Source organism: Agromyces sp. Soil535 (genome assembly GCF_001428255.1).
Lineage (GTDB): Bacteria > Actinomycetota > Actinomycetes > Actinomycetales > Microbacteriaceae > Agromyces.
Window position 1 is genome coordinate 67,703 of sequence record NZ_LMRW01000004.1, and the last position, 24,687, is coordinate 92,389.

Genomic DNA, 24,687 nt, shown 5'->3' on the forward strand with positions numbered 1-24,687 from the left:
TGTCATGACGAAGGGACCCCCGTGGTTGCCGCAGACATCGTGCAGTTGACGTTGGGCGGGTTCTGCGAGTCCGCGGGCCTCCGGCAGCGCGGGAGTGCGTGGTCGCGACGACGTGAGGACCTCATCCACGTCGTCGAACTCCAGAAGTCCGGGCAGGGACGCCGATACCGCGTCGAGATCGGCATCTGGCTGCTCACCCTCGGGGAGACCACGTCACCGCGCACGGCGAGCTGCCACGTGCGGACGGGACTCGAGGCCCAGATGCCCGAGGAATCCCGGACCCATCTGCAGCAGCTCCTCGACCTCGAGGTGTCCATCGCCAAGCGCGAGCGGCGCGACGAACTGACCACCCTCCTCGACGACCACCTTGCGCCCGTGCTCGGTTCCATCACGAGCGCGGCCGAGCTGCGGACACCGCATGGGGCACGGTTCCTCAGGGCAGCGCACGTGGGACCCCAGGCCCGCGCGATCGTCGGTCGGAGGTGATGCGGCCCGCTTCGGCCGTGCTGAGCAGGACGCGCCTGCGCCCGGCGCATCCGCCCGAGACCGCCCGTTCACATATTCGACACGCGGTCGACCTATGGTGGAGCGCGTGAAGCCGATTCGCAAGTTCACGGTCCGGGCCGTCGTCCCGGGGTCGCTCTCCGCGCTCGAGGAGCTCGCCGGAAACCTCCGGTGGTCGTGGCACGAGCCGACCAAGCGCCTGTTCGAGCACATCGACCCCGAGCTGTGGCGGAGCTCGCGTCGCGACCCGGTGGCGTTCCTCGGCGAGGTCGACCCGGCCAGGCTCGACGAACTCGCCGCCGACGGCGGATACGTGGAGTGGGCCGAGCGCGAGCGGGCGGGCCTGCGCGAATACCTCTCGGAGCCGCGCTGGTTCCAGTCGCTCGGCGCCGATGCGCCGCGCACGGTCGCGTACTTCTCGCCGGAGTTCGGCATCACGGCGGCGCTGCCGCAGTACTCGGGCGGCCTCGGCATCCTCGCGGGCGATCACCTCAAGGCGGCGTCCGACCTCGGCGTGCCGCTCGTCGGCGTCGGGCTGTTCTACAAGGCCGGCTACTTCGCCCAGTCGATCTCGCCCGACGGCTGGCAGCAGGAGCGCTACCCGGTGCTCGACCCCGACGGCCTGCCGTTGTCGGTGCTGCGTCGGCCCGACGGTTCGCCCGTGCAGGTGACGCTTGCACTGCCGGACGACCAGTCGCTGCACGCGCGCGTGTGGAAGGCCGCGGTCGGCCGGATCACGTTGCTCATGCTCGACACGGACATCCCCGCCAACCCCGACGAGCTGCGCTCCGTGACCGACCGCCTCTACGGCGGCGGCGGCGAGCACCGCCTGCTGCAGGAGCTCCTGCTCGGCATCGGCGGCGCACGGGCGGTGCGGGCGTTCACGGAGCTGGGCGGCAGCCCTGCGCCCGATGTCTTCCACATGAACGAGGGTCACGCCGGCTTCCTCGGGCTCGAGCGCATCGCGACGCACATCGCCGAGGGGCTCTCGTTCGCCGAGGCGCTGCAGCTCGTGCGCGCCGGCACGGTGTTCACCACGCACACCCCGGTGCCGGCCGGCATCGACCGCTTCGATCGCCCTCTCGTCGAGCGTTACCTCACGAGCTCGCTCCTGCCGGGCGTCGACCCGGCCGACGCGCTCGCCCTCGGCGTCGAGCCCGGCGCCGACCCGGCCACGAGTCCGTTCAACATGGCGGTGATGGGACTCCGGCTCGCCCAGCGGGCGAACGGCGTCTCGAAGCTGCACGGACAGGTGAGCCGGCGCATGTTCGGGAACCTCTGGCCCGGCTTCGACGCCGACGACGTGCCGATCACGTCGATCACCAACGGCGTCCACGCGCCCACCTGGACCGATCCGGCGCTCCGCGGTCTCGCCGAGTCGATCCTCGGCACCGGCGACACCGAGCACGCCGACTGGACGAGTGCCGCGCTCTCCGATGCGGAGTTCTGGGGCGTGAAGCGCCGCATGCGGCTGCAGCTCGTCCAGGATGCGCGGCGCCGGCTCGCGTCGGCGTGGACCGACCAGCATCCGGGCATGCAGGCGCCGCCATGGGTGTCGCGGGTGCTCGACCCCGACACGCTCACCGTCGGATTCGCCCGCCGCGTGCCCACCTACAAGCGGCTCACGCTGATGCTGCGCGATCCCGAGCGACTGAAGGCGATCCTCACGAATCCCGAGCGGCCCGTGCAGTTCGTGATCGCGGGCAAGTCGCACCCCGCCGACGACGAGGGCAAGCGCCTCATCCAGCAGCTGGTGCAGTTCGCCCAGCAGCCCGAGCTGCGCGAGCGCATCGTATTCCTGCCCGACTACGACATGGGCATGGCCGAGATGCTCTACCCCGGCTGCGACGTGTGGCTGAACAACCCGCTGCGCCCGCTCGAGGCGTGCGGCACCTCGGGCATGAAGGCCGCGATGAACGGCGCCCTGAACCTGTCCATCCTCGACGGCTGGTGGGCGGAGTACGCCGGCGACGACTACGGGTGGGTGATCCCGTCGGCGGATGCCGCGGGCGACGCCGGCGAGCGCGACACCCTCGAGGCGGCCGCGCTCTACGAGCTCCTCGAGCACCGGGTCGCCACCCGCTACTACGAGCGCGACGCCGACGGCGTGCCCCTGGAGTGGGTGCGCCGGGTGCGCACCACGCTCAGCACGCTCGCCCCCGAGCTCGGCGCAGACCGCATGGTCAAGCAGTACGTCGAGGAGCTCTACCGCCCGGCGGCCGAGCAGGCCGCGCGGGTCGAGGCCGACGGCGACCGTGGCGCGCGCGCACTGGCGGCCTTCGACGCCCGCGTGCGCAGGTCCTGGCCGAAGGTGCAGGTCGTGCACGTCGAGTCGGGCGGGGTCGAGTCGCCGCACGTCGGCGACGAGCTGGGCCTACGGGCCTACGTTGAGCTCGATGGACTCGCACCCGACGACGTGACGGTCGAGGTCGTCTACGGCCGGAGCCGCGCCGACGAGACCATCGAGGGCGTGCGCCGCACCGCCCTGTCGCCTGACCCGGCAGCGGCGGCGGCGGATGCCGCGTCCGGCCCGCACGGGCCGCGCCTGTACACCGGCACGGTCGTCCTCGACCGCGCGGGGGCGTTCGGGTACACGGTGCGCGTCGTGCCGCGGCATCCGCTGCTCGTCTCACCCGCCGAGCTCGGGCTCGTCGCCGTCGCCGGGTAGCCCCCGGCTAGCGCTCGCGCGCGATCGGCGCGTAGCGGCCGCCGGTGACCGAGAGGAGGTCGTCCGGCGCGAGCTCGAGGTCGAGGCCGCGACGGCCGCCCGACACGAAGATCGTCTCGGCGAGGATCGCGGTCTCGTCGAGCACGGTCGGCAGGGCCGTCTTCTGGCCGATCGGGCTGATGCCGCCGACCACGTAGCCGGTCTTGCGCTCCGCGACCGAGGGGTCGGCCATCTCGGCGCGCTTGCCGCCGAGGGCCTGCGCGAGCGCCTTGAGGTCGAGCTGCATGGCCACCGGCACGATGCCCACTGCGAGCGCCCCGTCGACGCTCGCGAGCAGCGTCTTGAAGACCCGCGCGGGGTCGAGGCCGAGCTTCTCGGCAGCCTCGAGGCCGAACGCGGCCGCCCGCGGGTCGTGCTCGTACGCGTGCGCGGTGTACGCGATGCCGGCGCTGGTGAGCGCGACGGTCGCGGGCGTTCCCGCCGAAGCATCCGTGCGCCTGGCCATCATTCCCCGCCGAGCGCCCGGAACAGCCGCATCGACTGCGCTGACACCTCGATGGGCTCGCCGGGCAGGTGCTCGCTCGCGACGGTCACCGGGTGCTCGTCGGCGGAGTCCCAGAGCAGGAGGTACCCGGTCACGCCCTCGTGCTCGGGGAGCACGACCTCGGTGGGCTGCTCGTGCGCGTGCACGACGAGCAGGATGCGGTTGAACTCCTCGAACTCGGGCGTCGACGCGGCGAGGTACTGGAGCGTCCGCTCGGCCGGGTCGTTCCAGTCCTCGATGGTCATGGTGTCGCCGTCGGCGTTGTACCAGTCCATCTGCGACGCGCTCGGCGTGGTCTCACCGAACACGCCGAATCGCACGGGCCGCAGGGCGGGGTTCTCGTGGCGCAGGCGCACCAGCTGTCGCGTCGTCGCCTCGAGGCCGGCGACGCGCGCGTCGTCGCGCCACGACAGCCAGTTGAGCTCGGAGTCATGGCAGTAGGCGTTGTTGTTGCCGCGCTGGCTGCGGCCGTACTCGTCGCCGGCCGTGAGCATCGGCACGCCCGCCGACAGCAGCAGGGTGCCGAGCAGGTTCCGGATGCTGCGCCGGCGCGCGGCGAGGATCTTCGAGTCGTCGGTCACACCCTCGACCCCGTGGTTGTACGAGTTGTTGCCGTCCGTGCCGTCGCGGTTGTGCTCGCCGTTGCCGAGGTTGTGCTTCACGTCGTACGCGGTGAGGTCGGCGAGCGTGAAGCCGTCGTGGGCGGTCACGAAGTTGAGGCTCGCGAGCGGGCCTCGCTCGCGCGAGAACGTGTTCGACGAGCCCGCAAGTCGCGTCGCGAACCGGCCGATGCCACTGCCGGCGGTGCCGGTCTCGCGTTCGCGGCGCAGGTCGCCGAGCCAGAAGTCGCGCATGCGGTCGCGGTAGCGGTCGTTCCACTCGGTGAACCCGGCCGGGAAGTTGCCCGTCTGCCAGCCGCCGGGGCCCACGTCCCACGGCTCCGCGATGAGCTTGGACGCGCCGATCACGGGGTCGTCGAGCATCGCGCGAAGCAGTGGGTGCTCGGGCGTGTACGCCCCGTGGTCGTCGCGGCCGAGCGTGGCCGCGAGGTCGAGGCGGAAGCCGTCGACCTGCAGCTCCTCGGCGAAGTAGCGCATCGAATCGAGCACGAGCCGTTGCGGCGCCTCGTGGCCGAAGTCGAGCGTGTTGCCGCATCCCGTGGTGTCGACGTAGCGGCCGTGCGCGTCATGGCGGTAGTAGGAGGCGTTGTCGATGCCGCGGAACGAGTACGTGGGCCCCTGGCGGCCCTCCTCCGCGGTGTGGTTGTAGACCACGTCGAGCACGACCTCGAGGCCCGCCTCGTGCAGGCGCCGCACCATCCCTGCGAACTCGCGGCGCACGGCGTGCGCGCCCTGGGCCTGGGCCGCCGCCGACGCGTATGGCGCGTGTGCGGCGAAGAAGCCGAGCGTGTTGTAGCCCCAGTAGTTGAGCCGGCCCTGCCGCACGAGCCGCTGCTCCGACACGAACGCGTGCAGGGGCAGCAGCTCGATCGTCGTGACACCGAGGCCCGTGAGGTACTCCAGCGACGCGTCGTGGGCGAGGCCTGCGTACGTGCCGCGCAGCGCCTCGGGGATCGCCGCGTTGAGCTTCGAGAAGCCCCGGACATGGGCCTCGTACACCACCGTGTGGTCGAGCGGCACCCGCGGCTTCGCCGTGGCGCCCCAGTCGAATCCGCCGTCGGTGAGCGACTCGAGCGCGACGCCCCGCCACGATCCGTCTGGCACGGGAGCGAGTCCACGGGCATACGGGTCGAGCAGCGTGTGCACCGGGTTGAACGCGTGGTCGAAGCCCGCCGGCCCGTCGACGCGCAGCCCGTAGCGCGCTCCCGGTACGAGCGCGGCCGACGATCCCTCCCACACGCCGTGCGCGTCGCGCACGAGCGGTGTGCGCTCGACCGCCCAGTCGAGGTCGCCGTCGGCGAACACCTCCAGGTCGATCGAGGTCGCGTGTTCGGACCAGACCCGGATGCCGCCGCCGCCCGCGCCCGTCCGGACGCCGAGGTCGTGCAGGGGATCGGGCGCGGACATGCGATCTACAGTAGTTCGTGTGCAAGCGCTCCCATGGCGGACGCCGCTCGAGGCGCGTCGCGGTGGGGCATCCACCCGGGAAGGAGGGCCGGACATGGTCTACCTCGACCACGCCGCGACCACTCCGATGCGGCCCGAGGCGTTCGAGGCGCTCACCGCCGCGCTCGCCGTGGTGGGCAACCCGTCGTCGATCCACAGCGCGGGCCAGCAGGCCAAGCGCCTTCTCGAGGAGTCCCGCGAGCAGGTCGCCGCGACGCTCGGCGCCGACGGCATCGAGCTCGTGTTCACCGGCAACGGCACCGAGGCGGTGAACCTCGCGATCAAGGGGCTCTTCTGGAGCCGGCAGGCGACGGTGCCCGCCGCGAGCGGCCCGCGCCCGCGCATCCTCGTCCCCGCGGGGGAGCACCACGCCACGATCGACACGGTCGAGTGGCTCGCCGCGCACGAGGACGCCGTGATCGAGGAGCTGCCGCTCGACGAGGTCGGGCGCCTGCGCGTCGACGCGCTGCGGGGTGCACTCGACCGCGACGCGGCATCCGTCGCGCTCGTCACGATGCTCTGGGCCAACAACGAGGTCGGCACGATCCAGCCCGTCGAGGAGGTCGCCCGGATCACCGCGCGGGCGGGCGTGCCGCTGCACGTCGATGCGATCGCCGCATACGGCCAGCTGCCGATCGACTTCCACGGCCTACGGCGTGCGACGGATGCCCCGGGCGGCGCCGGGCTGGTCGCTCTCAGCGTCTCCGCGCACAAGATCGGCGGCCCGGCGGGCATCGGCGCACTCGTGCTCGACCGGTCTGCGGCCGTCGAGCCGCTCATCCACGGCGGCGGGCAGCAGCGCAAGGTGCGCTCGGGCACGCAGGACGTCGCGGCCGCCGCGTCGTTCGCCGCCGCCGCCGTCGCGGTGCACGAGCGGCTGCACGACGACGCGGAGCGGATGTCGGCGCTCCGCGACCGCCTCATCGCGGGCTCGCTCGCCGCGGTGCCCGATGCGCGCCTCTCGGGCGACCCCGACCCGGCCGGCCGCCTGCCGGCGAACGTGCACTTCTCCTTCCCCGGATGCGAGGGCGACTCGCTGCTGTTCCTCCTCGACGCTGCGGGCGTCGCCGTCTCGACCGGGTCGGCATGCCAGGCGGGCGTGCCCGAGCCGTCGCACGTGCTCATGGCGATGGGCCGCACAGAGTCCGATGCCCGCGGGGCGCTGCGGATCACGCTCGGGCACGCATCGACCGAGGCCGACGCCGACGCATTCCTCGCCGCCCTGCCCGGCGCGTACGTGCAGGCCGCGAAGGCCGGCCTCGCGGCCCGCGCGACGTCGTTCGACCGCTGACGACATGCCCTGAGGGCCCCGCAGCGCCATCCGTTCAGGGGAGCCTGCCTACACTGGACGGGTGAAGGTCCTGGCAGCGATGAGCGGCGGCGTCGACAGCGCCGTCGCTGCGGCGCGCGCCGTGGAAGCCGGCCACGACGTCGTGGGCGTGCACCTCGCACTCAGCCGCATGCCCGGCACGCTTCGCACCGGCAGCCGCGGCTGCTGCACGATCGAGGACTCGATGGACGCCCAGCGCGCCGCGAACGTGCTCGGCATCCCGTACTACGTGTGGGACTTCTCCGAGCGGTTCAAGGCCGACGTCGTCGACGACTTCATCGCCGAGTACTCCGCGGGCCGCACGCCGAACCCCTGCATGCGGTGCAACGAGCGCATCAAGTTCGCCGCGCTCCTCGAGAAGGCGCTCGCACTCGGCTTCGACGCCGTCGCGACCGGCCACTACGCGAAGATCGTGACGGATGCGTCGGGCCACCGCGAACTGCACCGCGCGAGCGCCTGGGCGAAGGACCAGAGCTACGTGCTCGGCGTGCTCACCGCAGAGCAGCTCGCGCACGCCTACTTCCCGCTCGGCGACACCCCCTCGAAGCAGCTCGTGCGCGAGGAGGCGGCCCGCCGCGGCCTGTCCGTCGCCCAGAAGCCCGACTCGCATGACATCTGCTTCATCCCCGACGGAGACACGAAGGGCTGGCTCGCCGAGCGCGTCGGCGTCGCGACGGGTGACATCGTCGACCGCTCGGGCGCAGTGGTCGGCAGGCACGAGGGTGCGCACGCCTACACGGTGGGGCAGCGCCGCGGACTGCACCTCGGCGTGCCCGCACCCGACGGACGCCCCCGCTTCGTGCTCGAGGTGCGGCCGAAGGAGCGCACGGTCGTGGTCGGCCCCAAGGAGGCGCTCGCGACCGCCGAGATCGCCGGCTCGCGTTACACCTGGGCGGGGCTCGCGCCCACGGATGCCGCGACGCCGTTCGCGTGCGAGGTGCAGATCCGAGCGCACGCCGACCCCGTGCCGGCCATGGCGGTGGTTGCCGACGGGGAGCTCGTGATCACCCCGGAGCATCCGCTCGACGGCGTCGCGCCCGGACAGACCGCAGTCGTGTACGTCGGCACCCGCGTGCTCGGCCAGTGCACGATCGACCGCACGGTGAGCGCCGTTCCCGCGTCGATCTGATCAGGCCGTCGGATGCCCTGCCGGCCGGCCTCGACATCCGTTCGACGCGGTTCGAATCGCCTGGGAAGCGCGGCGTGGAGTCGCCGCGGCGAGCTGTTTCGCGTAGATTCGCGCTGGCGCTACCCCCGGCGCCGAGCAAGTGACGAGGAGACACCGTGACCTACCCACCAGGCACCGCCGCGCCCTACGGAGACCCGGTCGAGCCGTTCCGAAATCTGACCCCTGGGCCCACGACGCGCCCGGTGACGACCGTCGAGCCGTCCGAGGCCTGGGACGACGGCGTCGACTCGCGCCCGCGCACCCTCGAGGAGGTCTTCGAACTCCAGCGGCAGCAGTTCGGCGGCGTGAAGATCGGCTCGGCGTTCTTCGGGTGGCTCATCGCCATGGGCACCGCGGCCATCCTCACCGGGCTCCTCGCAGCCACCGGCGCCGCTCTCGGGCTCGACCTGGTGCAGGACCGAGGGGCATCGGCCGGCGACGCCCCCCTCCCGGCCGACACGATCGGCTGGATCGTGGTCGGCGCACTGCTCGCGATCGTGTTGGTGGCCTTCTACTGCGGCGGCTACGTCGCAGGGCGCATGGCCCGGTTCAGCGGTTTCGTGCAGGGCCTCGCCGTCTGGGTGTGGACGCTCGTCATCGCGATCGTGATGGCGCTCGTCGGCGTGATGCTGGGCGCCCCGGACGTGCTCTTGGGCTCCCTGACCGCGTTTCCGTACATTCCGGTCTCCGAGGACGTCCTGACGATCGCCGGCATCATCGGCGCGGTCGTCGTCGCGGTCGTGAGCCTCGGCGGCGCCGTCCTCGGCGGTGTCACCGGGATGCGGTACCACCGACGGGTCGATCGCGTCGGGCTGGACGGGTAGCAGACGTCTCCGCAAGGCTCGCCGGCGTGGTCGGGGGTCGTCCCTAGACTGTCAACGTGGTGGACGACGACTTCGACCAGGGCATCAGCCTCCTCGACGCGGCCGACGAGGTGGAACGCCTCACGATCCGCATCAACGAGGCCCGTGACGCGTACTACGAGCGCGACACGACGATCATCTCCGACGCGGAGTACGACGGGCTCATGCACGAGCTCGAGGCGCTCGAACGCGCGTACCCCGAGTTGCAGAGCCAGGACAGTCCCACGCTGACGGTCGGCGGACGAGGTGAGACCACCCTGTTCGCGCCGGTCGAGCATGCCCAGCGCATGCTGAGCCTCGACAACGTCTTCTCCGCGGAGGAGCTCGCCGAGTGGGCGACGCGGGCCCAGGTCGGGGCGGGGCGCTCGGTGCACTGGCTCTGCGAGTTGAAGATCGACGGGCTCGCGCTGAACCTCCGCTACGAGAACGGACGGCTCGTCACTGCAGCCACGCGCGGCGACGGCCGCGTGGGCGAAGACGTCACCGAGAACATCAGGTACATCCCGTCGATCCCCACCCGGCTCGCGGGGTCGGGGCATCCGCCCATCGTCGAGGTGCGCGGCGAGGTCTTCTTCCCGACCGAGCTGTTCGACGAGCTGAACGCCAAGCAGACGGCAGCGGGCGAGCGCGAGTTCGCGAATGCGCGCAATGCCGCGAGCGGGTCGCTGCGGCAGAAGGCCGAGAACAAGAACACGGCCCAACTCGAGCTCATGCGCGATCGGCTCTCGCGGCTCCGAATGCTGGTGCACGGTGTCGGCGCGTGGCCGATTCCGCCGGTCGCGGCGCAGTCCGAGGTCTACGAGCTGCTCGCGGGCTGGGGGCTGCCGACGAGCACGCACTTCCGCGTCGTCGACTCCATCGCTGCGGTGCAGGAGTTCATCGCCTACTACGGCGAGCATCGCCACGACGTCGAGCACGAGCTCGACGGCATCGTCGTGAAGATCGACGAGCTGGCACTGCACGACGAGCTCGGCGCCACGAGCCGCGCACCGCGGTGGGCGATCGCCTACAAGTACCCGCCCGAGCAGGTGAACACGAAGCTCCTCGACATCGTCGTGAGCGTCGGCCGTACCGGTCGGGCCACGCCCTTCGCGGTCATGGAGCCCGTGCGCGTGGCCGGGTCGGTGGTGCGGCAGGCGACGCTCCACAATCAGGACGTCGTGAAGGCCAAGGGCGTGCTCATCGGCGACACCGTCGTGCTGCGCAAGGCGGGCGACGTGATCCCCGAGGTGCTGGGGCCGGTCGTGGAGCTCCGCGACGGCACCGAGCGGGCGTTCGCGATGCCGGCGGAGTGCCCCGAGTGCGGCACGCCGCTCCGGCCCATGAAGGCGGGCGACATCGACCTCCGCTGTCCCAACGCCCGCAGCTGCCCGGCGCAGGTGCGCGGCCGCGTCGAGCACATCGGATCGCGCGGCGCGCTCGACATCGAGGCGCTCGGCGAGGTGTCGGCGGCCGCGCTGACCCACCCGGCGGTGCCCGAGGTGCCGCCGCTGCCCACCGAAGCAGGCCTGTTCGACCTCACGGTGCGCGAGCTGTTCCCGATCGAGGTGGTCGTGCGCGACGTCGAGACAGGTCTTCCCCGACTCGAAGACGACGGCACGCCGGTGTATCGGGCGCCGTTCCGGCGCATCCGCAGGCGCACTGGCAGGGACGCCGACGCTGCATTCGACCCCGACCCTGCCGAGTTCGCCGGCGATGCGACGCATGTGCCGTCGAAGGCCGCCTACGAGCTCGTCGCGAACCTCGAGCTCGCGAAGTCGAAGCCGCTCTGGCGCATCCTCGTCGCATTGAACATCCGTCATGTCGGCCCGGTCGCCGCTCGTCTGCTCGCCGAGCACTTCGGCTCGCTCGACCTGATCCGTTCGGCCGGCGAGGTCGAGCTCGCTGAAGTCGACGGCGTCGGGCCGACCATCGCGGAGTCGCTGCGGGAGTGGTTCGACGCGGACTGGCACCGCGAGATCGTGGAGCGATGGGCCGCATCCGGCGTGCGGTTCTCGACCCCTGGGCATCCGGGCCCAGGGGCGGCCGCAGCGGCCGGAGGAGTGCTCGCCGGGCTCACGGTGGTCGCCACCGGGTCGCTCGAGGGATTCACGCGAGAAGGGGCCCAGGAGGCTATCATCGCGGCAGGTGGCAAGGCCGCCTCGAGCGTCTCGAAGAGCACCGACTTCGTCGCGGCAGGTCCGGGGGCCGGATCCAAGCTGGCGAAGGCGGAGGCCCTCGGCATCCGCGTCATCGATGCCGCGCAGTTCGCGCGACTCGTGACCGAGGGGCCGGGTGTGCTCGACACCTGAGGCGGAGTGGGGGAAGCGTGGCGGATGACGGGCTGGACGACGCGACCGGCGACGCCGCGCCCGAGGGCGAGCGCGCTGCATCGGTCGAGGGCACATCGCGGCGCGACTTCCTGAAGTACGGCGGTGCGGCCGCCGCCGGCGCGGTCGTGGGCGGCGGCATCGGCGCCGCGGTCGGTGCCGCCATCGGCCACAACCTCGGATTCGACGAGGGCATCGAAGACTTCGTGCCGCTCACGGCCCGCCAGCACGCGGGCTTCGATCACCTCGTCGTGCTGATGGGCGAGAACCGGTCGTTCGACAACCTCCTCGGCTACCTCTACTCGTCCGACGACCTTCCCGAAGGCGAGACTTTCGAGGGACTCGCCTTCGGCGACTACGGCAACACCTCGCCCGACGGCACGGTCGTCGCCGCGCATGTCTACCAGGGCTCGACCGACGACATCATGGGCCGCCCGAACCCCGACCCGGGCGAGGAGTTCCCGCACGTCAACACGCAGATCTTCGACACGGTCGACCCGATCTCGAACGCCGAGCTCTTCGTCGAGGCCATGAGTGCGCCGTACAACGCACCGCCTCGCGACGTGGATCCGACGATGTCGGGCTTCATGCGGGACTACTGGATCAACTTCATGCGGCTCCGCAAGGGCGCGCCGCCCTCCGCCGACGAGGTGAAGCAGATCATGGGCTCCTTCTCGCCGCCGATGCTCCCGGTGCTCTCGACGCTCGCGAAGAACTTCGCCGTGTACGACAACTGGCACTGCGCGGTGCCGTCGCAGACCTTCTGCAACCGCTCGTTCTTCCACGCCTCGACCTCGCACGGGTTCGTCACCAACAAGGCCGGCGGCGGCTACGAGAAGTGGCTCGACGCACCGGCTGCACCGACGATCTTCAACCGGCTCGAGGAGGCCGGCATCTCCTGGCGCATCTACTTCGACGAGCTCCAGCTGGTGTCGTTCACCGGCGTCCTGCACGCGCCGGTCCTCGAGCAGTACTGGCGAACAGAGCGCTTCGCGACGATGAGCGACTTCTACGAGGACGTGCGGCTCGGCACGCTGCCCGCGTACTCGTTCATCGAGCCGCGCATGACCTACAACCACAACGACTTCCACCCGCCGTTCGGCAAGCTCAAGGAGGACGTCATCGAGGGTCGGCCCGTGATCGACTCCGCCGTCTCCGACGTGCGCGCCGGCGAGGCCCTGGTGCACGAGATCTACGAGGCGATCAAGCACAGCGATCGCCCCGACGGCTCGAACGCGATGAACACGATGTTCCTCATCACGTTCGACGAGCACGGCGGCACGTACGACCACGTGCCGCCCCCGCCCGCCACTCCGCCGCACGATGAGTCCGACGGCGAGATGGGCTTCCGGTTCGATCGGCTCGGATGCCGCGTACCCGCGATCGCGGTCTCGGCCTACACGCGGGCGGGCACCGTCATCCACGACGAGATGCACCATGCGGCCGTGATCGCCACGCTCTCCCGCCTGCACGGCCTGAAGCCCCTCACCCGTCGAGACCTCGGTGCGAACAACCTCTTCAACGCCGTGAACCTGGACCAACCGCGCCAGCCCATCAGCTGGCCCTCGACGACGCCCCAGTACATCCCGCCGAACCCGCAGACCGAGGCGCCGCATCCCGGGCACGCACACAAGGACAAGCCGCTCAGCCCGCCCGCGCGAGGCCTCCTCGGGCTGCTCCTCGCGAAGTACGGCGAGCCCGACGCGGAGGAGCCCGAGACGTATGCCGACGCCTACGAGCTGCTGCATCGCTATGGGGAGGGGCTCTTCGGCCGCCCCGAATGACCGCGCCGACGGCACGGCGCGCCCACCGATAGAATCGGTGCATCCCCACCCCGACACGACGGAGCAGCATGTCCGAAATCAGTGCGGAGCAGGTCGCGCACCTCGCGAACCTCGCCCGCATCGCGCTCACCGAGGAAGAGATCGAGCACCTCACGGCGGAGCTCGGCCAGATCATGCAGGCGGTCGAGAAGGTGAGCGAGGTGGCCACGCCCGACGTGCCGCCGACGAGCCACCCGATCGCCATGCGGAACGTCTTCCGCGACGACGTCGTGGGCGACAACGTGCTGACCCGCGACCAGGCGCTCTCGGGCGCACCTGAGTCCGACGGGTTGCGCTTCGTGGTCTCGGCGATCCTGGGGGAGGAGCAGTGAGCGACCTGATCCGCCTGTCCGCGGCCGAGCTCGGCGAGCGCCTCGCCGCGGGCGACGTCTCCTCGGTCGAGGCGACCCGCGCCCACCTCGACCGCATCGCCGCCGTCGACGGCGCCGTGCACGCCTTCCTCCACGTCGACGGCGAACGTGCACTCGAGACCGCGGCCGACGTCGACCGTCGCCGCGCGGGGGGCGAGGAGCTCGGGCCGCTCGCGGGCGTGCCGATCGCCATCAAGGACGTGCTCGTCACCGAGGGCATGCCCTCGACGGCCGGCTCCCGTATCCTCGAGGGCTGGATCCCGCCGTACGACGCGACGCCGGTGCGGCGCGTACGCGAGGCGGGCATGGTGCCGCTCGGCAAGACGAACATGGACGAGTTCGCGATGGGCTCGTCCACCGAGCACTCCGCGTACGGCCCCACGCACAACCCGTGGGACCTGGAGCGCATCCCCGGCGGCTCCGGCGGCGGCTCCGCGGCATCCGTCGCGAGCTTCGAGGCGCCCTTGGCGCTCGGTTCCGACACGGGCGGCTCGATCCGCCAGCCCGCGCACGTCACCGGCACCGTCGGCGTGAAGCCCACGTACGGCGCCGTGAGCCGCTACGGATCGATCGCGCTCGCCTCCTCGCTCGACCAGGTCGGTCCGGTCACGCGCACCGTGCTCGACGCGGCGCTGCTCCACGACGTGATCGCCGGGCACGACCCGCACGACTCCACCTCGATCCCCGAGGCGTGGCCGTCGATGGCCGACGCGGTTCGGCGGGCGGATGTCGCGGGCCTGCGCATCGGCGTGGTGAAGGAACTCGACTCCGACGGCTTCCAAGCCGGTGTGCGTCGGCGGTTCCACGAGGCGCTCGAGCTCCTCGAGCGCAACGGCGCCGAGATCGTCGAGGTCTCCGCCCCGAACTTCGAGTACGCGATCGCGGCGTACTACCTGATCCTCCCGGCCGAGGCGTCGTCGAACCTCGCCAAGTTCGACTCGGTGCGCTTCGGCCTGCGGGTGACCCCCGACGGCGGCGGCACGGTGGAGCAGGTCATGGCGGCCACGCGGGAGGCCGGGTTCGGACCCGAGGTCAAGCGCCGCATCATCCTCGGCACCTATGCCCTCTCGGCCGGCTACTACGACGCCTACTACGGCAGCGCCCAGAAGGTGCGCACGCTCGTGCAGCGCGACTTCGATGCGGCGTTCGCGAGCGTCGACGTGCTCGCGACGCCCACGGCGCCGACCACGGCCTTCAAGCTCGGAGAGAAGCTCGACGACCCGCTCGCGATGTACCTCAACGACGTCGCGACGATCCCGGCGAACCTCGCCGGCGTGCCCGGCATCTCGGTGCCCTCGGGACTCGCGCCCGAGGACGGCCTGCCGGTCGGCATCCAGTTCCTCGCGCCCGCTCGCGAGGACGCGCGCCTCTACAACGTGGGCGGAGCGCTCGAGCGACTGCTGCTCGCCGAGTGGGGCGGGCCGATCCTCGACGGGCTCCCCGACCTCAGCACCCATGAACTGCTTGCGACCGAGGAAGGCGCCGTCTGATGGCCCGCGCAGAACTGATGGACTACGACAAGGCCCTGGAGCTCTTCGAGCCGGTCATCGGCCTCGAGGTGCACGTCGAGCTCAACACGGAGACGAAGATGTTCTCGTCGGCGCCCAACCCGGCGAATTCGAAGTACCACGGTGCCGAGCCGAACACGCTCATCACCCCCGTGTGCCTCGGCCTGCCGGGCTCGCTCCCCGTCGTCAACGGCGCGGCGGTGCGTTCGTCGATCTCCCTCGGCCTCGCCCTCGGGTGCTCGATCGCAGCGTCCAGCCGCTTCGCGCGCAAGAACTACTTCTACCCAGACCTCGCGAAGAACTACCAGATCTCGCAGTACGACGAGCCGATCGCGTTCGAAGGGTCGGTCGAGGTGGAGCTCGCGAACGGCCGCATCTTCCAGGTGCCGATCGAGCGCGCGCACATGGAGGAGGACGCGGGCAAGCTCACCCACATCGGCGGCACGACGGGCCGTATCCAGGGCGCCGAGTACTCGCTCGTCGACTACAACCGCGCGGGCGTGCCGCTCGTCGAGATCGTCACGAAGCCGATCTTCGGGGCGGAAGCCGACGCCCCCGAGCTCGCGAAGGCGTATGTCTCGACCATCCGCGACATCGCGCTCGCGCTCGGCATCTCCGAGGCGCGCATGGAGCGCGGCAACCTCCGGTGCGACGCGAACGTCTCGCTCCGGCCACGCGGCACCGAGGCCCTCGGCACGCGCACGGAGACGAAGAACGTGAACTCGTTCCGCTCGATCGAGCGGGCGGTACGGTACGAGATCCAGCGACAGGCCGCCATCCTCGCCGCGGGCGGTGCGATCACGCAGGAGACCCGGCACTGGCATGAGGACTCCGGCACCACGAGCCCCGGCCGGCCGAAGTCCGACGCCGACGACTACCGGTACTTCCCCGAGCCCGACCTGCTTCCGGTCGAGCCAGCGAGGGAGCTGATCGAGGAGCTTCGTGCCGCGCTACCCGAGACGCCGTCCGCGCATCGGCGACGCCTGAAGGGCGACTGGGGCTTCACCGACCTCGAGTTCCAGGACGTCGTGAACGGCGGGCTCCTCGTGGAGGTCGCCGAGACCGTGGCCGCGGGCGCCTCGCCCGCAGCCGCGCGCAAGTGGTGGACGGGTGAGCTCACCCGCCTCGCGAACGCCCGGGAGACGGATGCCGCGTCGCTCGCGACACCCGTGCAGGTCGCCGAACTCGCTGCCCTCGTCGACGCCGGCACGCTCACCGACCGGCTCGCCCGGCAGGTGCTCGAGGGCGTGGCCGCGGGCGAGGGCTCGCCGCAGCAGATCGTCGACGCCCGCGGGCTCGCCGTCGTGTCCGACGACGGCGCGCTCGTCGCGGCGATCGACGAGGCCCTCGCGTCGCAGCCCGACGTGCTGGCGAAGATCCGCGACGGCAAGGTGCAGGCCGCTGGCGCCGTCATCGGCGCGGTCATGAAGGCGATGCACGGCAAGGCGGATGCCGCGCGCGTGCGCGAGCTCGTCCTGGAGCGTGCCCAGGGCTGATCACGCCGGCGCGTCGGTCGCCTCACGTGGGAGCGATCGACGCGCCCGGACCGGCCGCTACGGTGTCACCGCGCTGGGGCCGCTCTCACTGAGCCGCGCGGGCATCGGACGGAGCAGGAGCACGGCGGCCGTGAGGATGAGCGCGCTCGATGCCGCGACCATGAAGCCGAGCCCGAAGATGATCAGGGCGAACGACGGGAGGACCATGCACCCCGCTGCGAGCCCCGTCGACCAATCCGACGCACGGTGGCCATGGGCGGACGACGGGCGCTCCAGTCGACCGAGCAGCAGCGAGATCCCGGTGAGCACGCCCGCCATGACGAGGAAGATCACGGGCCTCGTCAGCCACCACGCGGCCGAACCGGCTGCCGGGGTCGGCAGGGGGGTGAGCAGCAGCACGCCGATCACCAGCGCGAGCACCGGCAGGTGCCACAAGTAGATCGTCATCAGGCGGGAGCCGACTGTGGCCACGACCACCCGTACCGCGCGCAGGGCCATGAGACGTTCCAGCGCGGGATGCGCGAGCACCAGCAGGCAGGTCTGCCCGACGGCGAGCACGACGATCGCGAACGTCGGCGGATTCAGGTTGTCCAGCATGTTGCCTGGGTAGCCGACGACTCCGACGAGGCCGACGAGCAGCAGGTACGCCCCGGCGCCGATTGCCGCGATCGTGGCGCGGGATCTGGCCCGGAACCATCCGTCGGCGATCCAGAAGCCCAGCTGCTGCGCGAACAGCCACACGAACGTCATGTCCAGGAGGCCGAGCTCCTCGATGCCGGTCGTGAATCGCAGGACATCGAAGGACAGCGCACCCGCCGCCAGCGTCGCGAGCGTCGTCCAGGGCGCGCGCGCGTGGAAGGTCGCGAGCCCAGGGAGGTACGCCTGCGCGAAGCCGTAGGCCGCCAGGAACCAGAGCGGCGTCGAGATGCCGATGCCGATGAGCCGGATCGAGACGGGATCGACGCCCGTGAGGTGCATCACGAGAATGGTGAGCGCGAGCGCGGCGAACAGGGCGATCGACGGGCGTGCGAGCCTGAGGATGCGGGATCGGATGAAGTCGGCCGCCGTGCCGCCCGAGGCCTCGAGCCGCCGCCACGCACCGATCCCGGCGAAGCCGCCGACGACGAAGAACAATGGCATGATCTGTGCGATCCAGGAGACCGGGCCGATCCAGTTCGTCTCGAGGAGGGTGCGCTCGACGACCAGTCCGCGGCCGGGGATGAGCGCCGCGCCGATCATGAGCATATGGCCGACGACCACGACGAGGACGCAGAGCACGCGCACGAGGTCCATGACGGGATCACGCGCGGTTCCAGCAGGGAAGAAGGCCGCGGGATGCGGTGCGCTCGACTCGCTCACGGGCCCCTCCGACTCGGCATGGCTGGCCTAATGGAAGTCTGGCACGAGAGTGCGCGAACTCACAGGAGGCTCAATGCTCACGGCCATAGATTGGTCGTCCCCTGAACGATTGACGAGGACATGATGGGCTTCCTGGACCGACTGTTCGGCGCATCCGACGAACGCACGGCGCCGCCTCCGCGGCAGGCGCCGCCCGCCCGGCAGCTGAGCGAGGACGAGCTGGCCGTCGAGCGCTACCGGTACCTGCTGCGCACGGCGCCGCCCGAGTCCATCGAGGCGGTGCACGCCGAGGCGTTCGCCAAGCTGACGCCCGAGCAGCGCCACCGGGTGTACACCTCGCTCGCCGACCAGGCGCCGCCAGGTGAGCGCATCGTCTCCGAGGAGCCCTCGTCGCTCGCACGTGCCGCGACGCGCGCGGAGCTCCGCCAGCCCGGCAGCATGGAGCGTGCGTTCGCGGGCGCCGATGCCGCGAACGGGCGCAGCACCGCCGGCGGGCCGTCGTTCGGCCAGATGTTCGGCAGCTCGCTGCTCGGCTCGATCGTGGGCGTCGTCGTCGGATCCGCGATCGCGCAGGCGTTCCTGCCCGATGCGTCGAGCTTCGATGCGGGCGCGGATGGTTCCGCTGACACGGGTGGCGACGCCGGATCAGACGCCGGCGCCGACGCGTCGGCCGACGCCGGCGGGTACGACGGAGGGGGCGATTTCGGCGGAGGGGACTTCGGAGGCTTCGGCGGCGACTTCGGCGGCGGCGGCGACTTCGGGTTCTGAGCGGCGTGCCGTCGCGACTCATGCCGTCGCCAGGCGCGACGGCACCGACGATGACGGCGGCACCGGCTAGGGTCGCAGCATGAGCAAGCAGGACGGCTCGTCGAGGCAGGTCACCACCGGCCCCGTGGACGACTCGGCGACCCCGATCCTGCACGTCGACATGGATGCGTTCTTCGTGTCCGTCGAGCTCCTGAAGCGCCCCGAACTGCGCGGCAAGCCGGTGCTCGTGGGCGGCACCGCCGGACGCGGGGTCGTGGCCGCGGCGAGCTACGAGGCGCGCCGATTCGGCGTCAACTCGGCTATGCCGATGTCGATCGCGCTGCAACGCTGCCCCAACGCGATCGTGCTCCGCGGCGATTATGCCAGTTACGCCAAGTACTCGAAGCAGGTCATGGCGATCTTCGAGCAGATCACACCGCTCGTGGAGCCGCTCTCGATCGATGAGGCGTTCCTCGACGTGTCGGGGGCTCGACGCCTGCACGGCAGCCCCGCCGAGATCGCGTGGACCATCCGCGACCGCGTGCGTGCCGAGACCGGCCTCACATGCTCCATCGGCGTTGCGGCCACGAAGTACGTCGCGAAGGTCGCGTCCAGCCGGGCGAAGCCCGACGGCATGCTCGTCGTTCCGGCCGCGCGCACGATCGAATTCCTGCATCCGCTGCCCGTCTCCGCCCTGTGGGGGGTCGGGCGGGTCACCGAGGAGTCGCTCGCACGGCTCGGCCTGCGAACGGTGGGCGACGTTGCAGCGATGCCCCACGACGCGCTCCAGCGCGCGGTCGGGCCGGCACTCGCAGCGCGGCTGGGTCGGCTCGCGAACGGCATCGACCCACGCGACGTGCACACGATCCGCACCGAGAAGAGCATCGGGCATGAGAACACGTTCGGGCACGACCTCACCGACCCGGTCGAGATCCGGCGCGAACTGCTCCGACTGTCGAACAACGTCGCCGTGCGGCTTCGCAAGGCGGGCCTCGTCGGGCGCACCGTGACGCTCAAGCTGCGCTACGGCGACTTCCGCACCGTCACTCGCTCGCGAACGCTGAGCGAGCCCACGGATGTCGCGCGCCGCATCTACGACGAGGCATCCGACGCCCTCACCGAGCTCGTCGGTGACGGCGCGCGGGTGCGACTCATCGGCGTGCGCGCCGAGCACCTCCGAGCGTCGGGCAGCGGTGCGATGCTGTGGGACCCCGACGAGGAGTGGCGCGACGCCGAGCGCACCATCGACGAGGTGACCGCGAAGTTCGGCAAGGGCGCCGTCCGCCCGGCGACCCTCATGCCGCCCGGTGGCGAACGCCGCCGTGAACAGCCGCGCATCGATCCCGACGACGACGCCGCAACGGCCGCCGCGGAGTGGGGGTGGTAGGCCACGACATGCGCGAGTAGCGTGGCCCGCATGGCTGAACTCGTACTGGAACTCGCAGGGACCGTGTCCGGCGTCGGCGTGAAGACGTCCTATGGCGAGACGGTCGACATCGACGGGACGAAGATCGTACCGGTGGCACTCGGCGCCTACGGCTTCGGCGGTGGCGGCGGCCACGACGAGAGAGGCGACGAGGGTAGCGGCGGCGGCGGCGGCGGCGTTTCCATTCCACTCGGCGCATACGTCGGTCGCCGTAGTGGCGACGTCCGGTTCGAGCCGAACCTGATCGGGCTGCTGCTCGTCGTGACACCGCTCGTCCTCGCGGCGACACCGCTCGTCTGGGCCACAGGCAAGGCCCTTCGTACGGTGATACGCGGGCTCAAACACTGACCCTTCGTCGGCCAGCGGACCTCGCGGACTCGCGACGTCACACGTCCGCGGCGCCGGTCGGCGGTGCGCCCGCGAGCGTATACTCTGTTCTCGAACACGGGAGTCCGGTGAGCCGGGCTGAGAGGAAGGTTCTCAACCTTCGACCGTCGAACCTGATCTGGGTCATGCCAGCGCAGGGAGGGCAGCGCATCTCATTTCCCGTGCCTCTTTCATCGAACAGAAAGGGCACGACAGTGCACGCAACCACCGCTTCTTCCGCTTCGACCGCGCGCCCCGACGCACGACGATTCCGTTGGCGAGTCGTCGACATCGTCGTGGCGAGTGTCATCGGCGTCGCCGTCGGTGTGGTCTTCTGGGCCTGGGGCGCCGTCTGGACTCCTGTCTCCGCGCCCATCCAGGCGCTGCTGCCGGGGCTGCAGGCCGCGCCCGCGGCCGTCTGGCTCATCGCCGGCGTCCTCGGCGGGCTGATCATCCGCAAGCCGGGCGCGGCGGTGTACACCGAGCTCGTCGCGGCGACCGTCTCTGCGCTCATCGGCACCCAATGGGGCTGGCTCACGATCGAGTCCGGACTCGTGCAGGGCCTCGGCGCCGAGATCGTCTTCGCGATCTTCCTCTACCGCAACTGGCGGCTGCCCGTTGCGCTGCTCGCGGGTGCGGGCGCCGGCCTCGCCATGGCCATCAACGACCTGATCCTCTCGTTCGCGGGCGCCGCGCCCATGTTCGCCGTCGTCTACACCGTCTCGGCGGTCGTCGGCGGTGCAGTGATCGCCGGCGGGCTGTCGTGGCTCGCCATGCGTGGCCTGGCACGCGCGGGTGCCCTCGACCGGTTCGCCGCGGGACGCGAGCTCCGGGCGGTCTGACGTGGCGACGCGCGACGCGTCGACCCTCCGCCCCGCGTCGGTCACGGCGCGGGGCTGGGGCTGGCGGCACGGCGGGCGGCGCACGCCGGCCGTGCACGACCTCGACCTCGACATCCGGCCTGGCGAGCGCGTGCTGCTGCTCGGCGCCTCCGGGGCGGGCAAGTCGACACTGCTGCACGGCATCGCCGGGGTGCTCGGCGGCGACGACGAGGGCGAGTCGGTCGGCGAGCTGCTCGTCGACGGGCTCCCCGCTTCGGCCTCCCACGGGCGCTCGGGACTCGTGCTGCAGGACCCCGATGCCCAGGTGGTGATGGCGCGAGTCGGCGACGACGTGGCGTTCGGGCTGGAGAACCTCGGGGTGGCCCGCGAGGAGATCTGGCCGCGCGTGCGCCGCGCCCTCGCCGCAGTCGCCCTGGACCTGCCGCTCGACCACGCGACCGCGGCCCTCTCGGGCGGAGAGCGGCAACGGCTCGCGCTGGCGGGCGTGCTCGCTATGCGACCGGGCATGATCCTGCTCGACGAGCCCACCGCGAACCTCGATCCCGCCGGGGTGCGCGAGGTGCGCGACGCGGTGGCGCGCGTCGCCCATGAGGAGGGCGCGACGCTGGTGATCATCGAGCACCGGGTTTCCGTGTGGCTCCCCGTCGTCGATCGCATCATCGTCCTCGGCGCGGGCGGCGGGCTCCTGGCCGACGGGCGACCAGCCGAGGTGCTCGGGTCCCGTGCGGTCGAGCTCCGGGCCGCGGGCGTCTGGCTGCCCGACGAGGTGCCCTGGTATGCACCGCCGCCGGCGGTCGAGTCGGGGCATCCGCTGCTCGAAGCCGCGGCACTGGACGTCGCCAGGGTGCAGGGCTCGCCGGTGCTGCGCGGCGTCGATGCGCGCGTGGACGCCGGTCGGATCCTGGCGGTGACCGGACCCAACGGAGTCGGCAAGTCCACGCTCGCGCTCACCCTCGCCGGGCTGCTGCGACCCGACGGCGGGCGCCTTGAGCCGAGCGCCGCGCTCGCAGCCGGCCTGCTCGGCGAGCCGTGGCGATGGCGCTCGCGCGACCTGCTGACCCGCATCGGCACGGTCTTCCAGAGCCCCGAGCACCAGTTCCTCACCGGGTCGGTGAGGGCCGAGCTCGAGGTCGGCCCGCGAGCGCTCAAGCTTGCCCCCGAGGAGCGCCGCGCGCGCGTCGACGAGCTGCTCACCGCCCTGCGGCTCGACGGGCTCGCCGAGGCGAACCCGTTCACGCTCTCTGGCGGGGAGAAGCGAAGGCTCTCCGTGGCGACCGCGATCGCGGCGAAGCCGCGCATGCTCGTGCTCGACGAGCCGACCTTCGGGCAGGATGCGACGACGTGGCGGGAGCTCGGCCGACTCATCGTCGGCCTGCGAGACGACGGCGTCGGCGTCGTCGCCGTCACCCACGACGAACCGTTCGTCGAGGCGGTCGCCGATCACCGCCTCGAGCTCGGCACCCGCCCGAACGCCCCGGGCGTCGAGCAACCGGATGCCGCGACCGCAAGTACCGTCGGCGTGCACGCCGCTGGGGTCGCCCGCGACCGCGGGGTCGAGCAGAGGGGTCCCCGATGAGCATCGCCGCCGTCCGCCCCGACCTTCCGCTCGCGACCGTGAACCCCGTGGCGAAGGTCGCCGCGACCGTGCCGCTCAGCATCGTGCTCGTGCTCACGCTCGACGCGGTGTCGGCGACGGTCGCGATCGCCTGCGAGCTGGTGCTGTTCACGATCGTCGGCTTCGGCTCGCTGCTCTGGTCGCCGCGTACGCTGCCGGTCTGGATCGCTGCGCCGCTCACCGGACTGACCATGGTGCTCTACGGCGCCCCGTCGGGTGCGGTGCTCTGGGAGTTCGGCATCATCCACGTGACCGAGGGTTCGGTGCAGATCGGGCTGGCCACCATGGCCCGCGTCATCGCGATCGCCCTGCCGGCGGTCGTCCTCTTCCTCACGGTCGATCCGACCGACCTCGCCGACGGCCTCGCGCAGACGTTGCGCCTGCCCGCCCGGTTCGTGCTCGGCGCGCTCGCGGCGCTGCGCCTCATCGGCGCTTCGATCGACGATTGGCGCACGCTCAGCCTCGCACGGCGCGCCCGGGGCGTCGGCGATCATGGCGTGATCCGGCGAGGACTTGGCCAGGCGTTCGCCCTGCTGGTCCTCGCCATCCGCCGGGGGAGCACCCTCGCCACCGCGATGGAGGCTCGCGGCTTCGGCGCGCCCGGTGAGCGCACGTGGGCACGGACGGCGCATTTCGGACGCCGTGAGTGGATCGTCATCGCGGTCGGATGCCTCGTCGCAGCGGCGTCGGCGACGGCTGCGATCATGACGGGGAGCTGGAATGTCATCTGGGCGTGACGCCGACGCGTCCGCGGGACCGGAGACGGCGTCGTCGCGGGCTCGCGACGGCGAACCGGCGGCTGCCGCGCTGGCGGCCGTGCTGGCGGCGGCCCGCGGCATCCGTGCCCCGCTCGTGTTGATCGACGGCCCGAGCGGCGCCGGAAAGTCGACGCTCGCCGACGCGGTGCTCGAGCGGTGGCCGGGCCGCAAGCCCTCCCTCGTGCGCCTCGACGATGTCTACCCGGGCTGGTGGGGGCTCGAGCGCGCGGGCACGGCGCTGGCGCGCACGCTCGTGGCGCCCGTCCGGCGCGGCGCCGTCGGCAGCTGGCGGCGCTGGGACTGGGCTCGCGACCGCCCCGGACGGCTCGAGCGGGTGCGACCCGGCGTGGGTGGGCTCATCGTCGAGGGGTGCGGCGCATTCTCGACCGTCGAACCCCCGGTCGATGCCGTGAGGATCTGGGTCGACGCACCCGATGCCACCCGCAAGCGGCGGGCGCTGGATCGCGACGGCGGCGCCTACGATCCGTTCTGGAACCTGTGGGAGCGCCAGTGGCGGCGCCACGTGCGTCGCACCTCGCCGGAGCAGTCCGCCGACGTACGTCTCAACGCGGCGCCCGACGGGCGGATCGAGCCGCATCCGGTCGCGGGCGCGGCTGCTGTGCACGCACCAGCCCGGGGGCTAACGTAGTGCCATGAGCGCAGACACGGGAGCAGCACGGTACGTCGCCGAGTTCATCGACGGCCCGCTCGAGGGGGAGTTCGAGCGCCGCGTCCTCGTGGGCGGCAAGCCCGAGTCCCGCGTGGGCATGATGGCCGCCGTGGACGGGCTGGAGTCGCTGTTCTGGTACGACGCCGTCGACGAGCGCGAGGTCAACGGCCAGCTGCGGTTTCGGTTCCGATTCGACGCCGACGACTCCGATCCCGTGGAGTTCGACCAGGACGACAACGACTGACGGCCGGCGG

At 71.7% G+C, this 24,687-nt stretch carries 21 protein-coding genes and 1 riboswitch; of the genes, 18 read left to right on the forward strand and 3 right to left on the reverse strand.

Going from position 1 to position 24,687, the window contains the following annotated elements; translation table 11 throughout:
• The first annotated feature begins 21 nt into the window (after positions 1–21).
• Complete coding sequence (locus ASG80_RS05935; protein ID WP_056729254.1) at positions 22–486, forward strand: DUF4304 domain-containing protein; 465 nt, start codon at positions 22–24, stop codon at positions 484–486.
• Positions 487–592: 106 nt separating this feature from the next.
• Positions 593–3,172 carry an alpha-glucan family phosphorylase gene (glgP, locus tag ASG80_RS05940; RefSeq protein ID WP_056729330.1) on the forward strand — a complete coding sequence of 860 codons (2,580 nt, stop codon included), beginning with the start codon at positions 593–595 and terminating at the stop codon, positions 3,170–3,172.
• Between the two features lie 7 nt (positions 3,173–3,179).
• On the opposite strand, the gene ybaK is transcribed toward glgP, so the two are convergent.
• Both ybaK and glgX read right to left on the reverse strand, forming a co-directional pair.
• Positions 3,180–3,677, reverse strand: coding sequence for a Cys-tRNA(Pro) deacylase (ybaK, locus tag ASG80_RS05945; protein ID WP_056729255.1), 498 nt, complete (start codon positions 3,675–3,677; stop codon positions 3,180–3,182).
• The gene (gene glgX, locus ASG80_RS05950) at positions 3,677–5,743 is read right to left on the reverse strand and encodes a glycogen debranching protein GlgX (protein ID WP_056729256.1); all 2,067 of its coding nucleotides are present in this window, start codon (positions 5,741–5,743) and stop codon (positions 3,677–3,679) included. The genes ybaK and glgX overlap by 1 nt, the downstream gene beginning before the upstream one ends.
• Positions 5,744–5,837: 94 nt before the next feature.
• Between glgX and ASG80_RS05955 the strand changes: the two genes are divergently transcribed.
• The 8 genes from ASG80_RS05955 to gatB all read left to right on the forward strand — a co-directional run bounded on the left by ASG80_RS05955 (position 5,838) and on the right by gatB (position 16,650).
• Positions 5,838–7,073, forward strand: a complete 1,236-nt coding sequence (locus ASG80_RS05955; protein ID WP_056729257.1) for a cysteine desulfurase family protein — start codon at positions 5,838–5,840, stop codon at positions 7,071–7,073.
• Positions 7,074–7,134: 61 nt separating this feature from the next.
• Positions 7,135–8,241: a tRNA 2-thiouridine(34) synthase MnmA gene (gene mnmA, locus ASG80_RS05960; RefSeq protein WP_235508202.1), complete on the forward strand. Its 1,107-nt coding sequence runs from the start codon at positions 7,135–7,137 to the stop codon at positions 8,239–8,241.
• A gap of 155 nt (positions 8,242–8,396) precedes the next feature.
• Positions 8,397–9,104: a hypothetical protein gene (locus ASG80_RS05965; RefSeq protein ID WP_156401680.1), complete on the forward strand. Its 708-nt coding sequence runs from the start codon at positions 8,397–8,399 to the stop codon at positions 9,102–9,104.
• 56 nt (positions 9,105–9,160) lie between these two features.
• Positions 9,161–11,434: an NAD-dependent DNA ligase LigA gene (gene ligA, locus ASG80_RS05970; protein ID WP_056729259.1), complete on the forward strand. Its 2,274-nt coding sequence runs from the start codon at positions 9,161–9,163 to the stop codon at positions 11,432–11,434.
• 17 nt (positions 11,435–11,451) lie between these two features.
• Positions 11,452–13,236 carry an alkaline phosphatase family protein gene (locus tag ASG80_RS05975; protein WP_082589810.1) on the forward strand — a complete coding sequence of 595 codons (1,785 nt, stop codon included), beginning with the start codon at positions 11,452–11,454 and terminating at the stop codon, positions 13,234–13,236.
• 68 nt (positions 13,237–13,304) lie between these two features.
• On the forward strand, positions 13,305–13,607 hold the full coding sequence (gene gatC, locus ASG80_RS05980) for an Asp-tRNA(Asn)/Glu-tRNA(Gln) amidotransferase subunit GatC (RefSeq protein ID WP_056729260.1): 303 nt from the start codon (positions 13,305–13,307) through the stop codon (positions 13,605–13,607).
• The gene (gatA, locus tag ASG80_RS05985) at positions 13,604–15,136 is read left to right on the forward strand and encodes an Asp-tRNA(Asn)/Glu-tRNA(Gln) amidotransferase subunit GatA (protein WP_056729261.1); all 1,533 of its coding nucleotides are present in this window, start codon (positions 13,604–13,606) and stop codon (positions 15,134–15,136) included. The genes gatC and gatA overlap by 4 nt, the downstream gene beginning before the upstream one ends.
• On the forward strand, positions 15,136–16,650 hold the full coding sequence (gene gatB, locus ASG80_RS05990) for an Asp-tRNA(Asn)/Glu-tRNA(Gln) amidotransferase subunit GatB (protein WP_056729262.1): 1,515 nt from the start codon (positions 15,136–15,138) through the stop codon (positions 16,648–16,650). Before gatA ends, gatB begins: the two co-directional genes overlap by 1 nt.
• A 57-nt stretch (positions 16,651–16,707) precedes the next feature.
• Here the strand turns inward: gatB and ASG80_RS05995 are convergent, their stop codons facing one another.
• Entirely contained in the window at positions 16,708–18,009 is a 1,302-nt protein-coding gene (locus tag ASG80_RS05995) for an acyltransferase family protein (protein WP_156401681.1), read from the reverse strand.
• A gap of 123 nt (positions 18,010–18,132) precedes the next feature.
• On the opposite strand from ASG80_RS05995, the gene ASG80_RS06000 reads away from it, so the two are divergent.
• The 8 genes from ASG80_RS06000 to ASG80_RS06035 all read left to right on the forward strand — a co-directional run bounded on the left by ASG80_RS06000 (position 18,133) and on the right by ASG80_RS06035 (position 24,677).
• Positions 18,133–18,777, forward strand: a complete 645-nt coding sequence (locus tag ASG80_RS06000) for a hypothetical protein (protein ID WP_056729333.1) — start codon at positions 18,133–18,135, stop codon at positions 18,775–18,777.
• Between the two features lie 79 nt (positions 18,778–18,856).
• Positions 18,857–20,143 (forward strand): DNA polymerase IV, encoded by a 1,287-nt coding sequence (locus tag ASG80_RS06005; RefSeq protein WP_056729264.1) that lies wholly within the window; start codon positions 18,857–18,859, stop codon positions 20,141–20,143.
• A 30-nt stretch (positions 20,144–20,173) separates the two neighbouring features.
• Complete coding sequence (locus ASG80_RS06010; RefSeq protein WP_056729265.1) at positions 20,174–20,530, forward strand: hypothetical protein; 357 nt, start codon at positions 20,174–20,176, stop codon at positions 20,528–20,530.
• Between the two features lie 86 nt (positions 20,531–20,616).
• A riboswitch (TPP riboswitch) is annotated at positions 20,617–20,726 on the forward strand.
• Between the two features lie 37 nt (positions 20,727–20,763).
• Entirely contained in the window at positions 20,764–21,390 is a 627-nt protein-coding gene (locus ASG80_RS06015) for an ECF transporter S component (protein WP_056729266.1), read from the forward strand.
• Position 21,391: 1 nt separating this feature from the next.
• Positions 21,392–22,966 (forward strand): ABC transporter ATP-binding protein, encoded by a 1,575-nt coding sequence (locus ASG80_RS06020; protein WP_235508203.1) that lies wholly within the window; start codon positions 21,392–21,394, stop codon positions 22,964–22,966.
• Positions 22,963–23,742, forward strand: a complete 780-nt coding sequence (locus tag ASG80_RS06025; protein ID WP_056729267.1) for an energy-coupling factor transporter transmembrane protein EcfT — start codon at positions 22,963–22,965, stop codon at positions 23,740–23,742. The genes ASG80_RS06020 and ASG80_RS06025 overlap by 4 nt, the downstream gene beginning before the upstream one ends.
• Complete coding sequence (locus tag ASG80_RS06030; protein WP_056729268.1) at positions 23,726–24,412, forward strand: hypothetical protein; 687 nt, start codon at positions 23,726–23,728, stop codon at positions 24,410–24,412. Before ASG80_RS06025 ends, ASG80_RS06030 begins: the two co-directional genes overlap by 17 nt.
• 4 nt (positions 24,413–24,416) lie before the next feature.
• On the forward strand, positions 24,417–24,677 hold the full coding sequence (locus ASG80_RS06035; protein WP_056729269.1) for a hypothetical protein: 261 nt from the start codon (positions 24,417–24,419) through the stop codon (positions 24,675–24,677).
• Positions 24,678–24,687 lie beyond the last annotated feature (10 nt).

Excerpts from the sequence above, each read along its gene's own strand:
- gatC (WP_056729260.1), top strand. The coding sequence starts at position 13,305 with ATGTCCGAAATCAGTGCGGAGCAGGTCGCGCACCTCGCGAACCTCGCC.
- ASG80_RS06000 (WP_056729333.1), top strand. The coding sequence starts at position 18,133 with ATGGGCTTCCTGGACCGACTGTTCGGCGCATCCGACGAACGCACGGCG.
- ASG80_RS05955 (WP_056729257.1), top strand. The coding sequence starts at position 5,838 with ATGGTCTACCTCGACCACGCCGCGACCACTCCGATGCGGCCCGAGGCG.
- ASG80_RS06010 (WP_056729265.1), top strand. The coding sequence starts at position 20,174 with ATGGCTGAACTCGTACTGGAACTCGCAGGGACCGTGTCCGGCGTCGGC.
- ASG80_RS06005 (WP_056729264.1), top strand. The coding sequence starts at position 18,857 with ATGAGCAAGCAGGACGGCTCGTCGAGGCAGGTCACCACCGGCCCCGTG.
- gatB (WP_056729262.1), top strand. The coding sequence starts at position 15,136 with ATGGCCCGCGCAGAACTGATGGACTACGACAAGGCCCTGGAGCTCTTC.
- ASG80_RS06030 (WP_056729268.1), top strand. The coding sequence starts at position 23,726 with ATGTCATCTGGGCGTGACGCCGACGCGTCCGCGGGACCGGAGACGGCG.
- ybaK (WP_056729255.1), bottom strand. The coding sequence starts at position 3,677 with ATGGCCAGGCGCACGGATGCTTCGGCGGGAACGCCCGCGACCGTCGCG.
- glgX (WP_056729256.1), bottom strand. The coding sequence starts at position 5,743 with ATGTCCGCGCCCGATCCCCTGCACGACCTCGGCGTCCGGACGGGCGCG.
- ASG80_RS06035 (WP_056729269.1), top strand. The coding sequence starts at position 24,417 with ATGAGCGCAGACACGGGAGCAGCACGGTACGTCGCCGAGTTCATCGAC.
- ASG80_RS06025 (WP_056729267.1), top strand. The coding sequence starts at position 22,963 with ATGAGCATCGCCGCCGTCCGCCCCGACCTTCCGCTCGCGACCGTGAAC.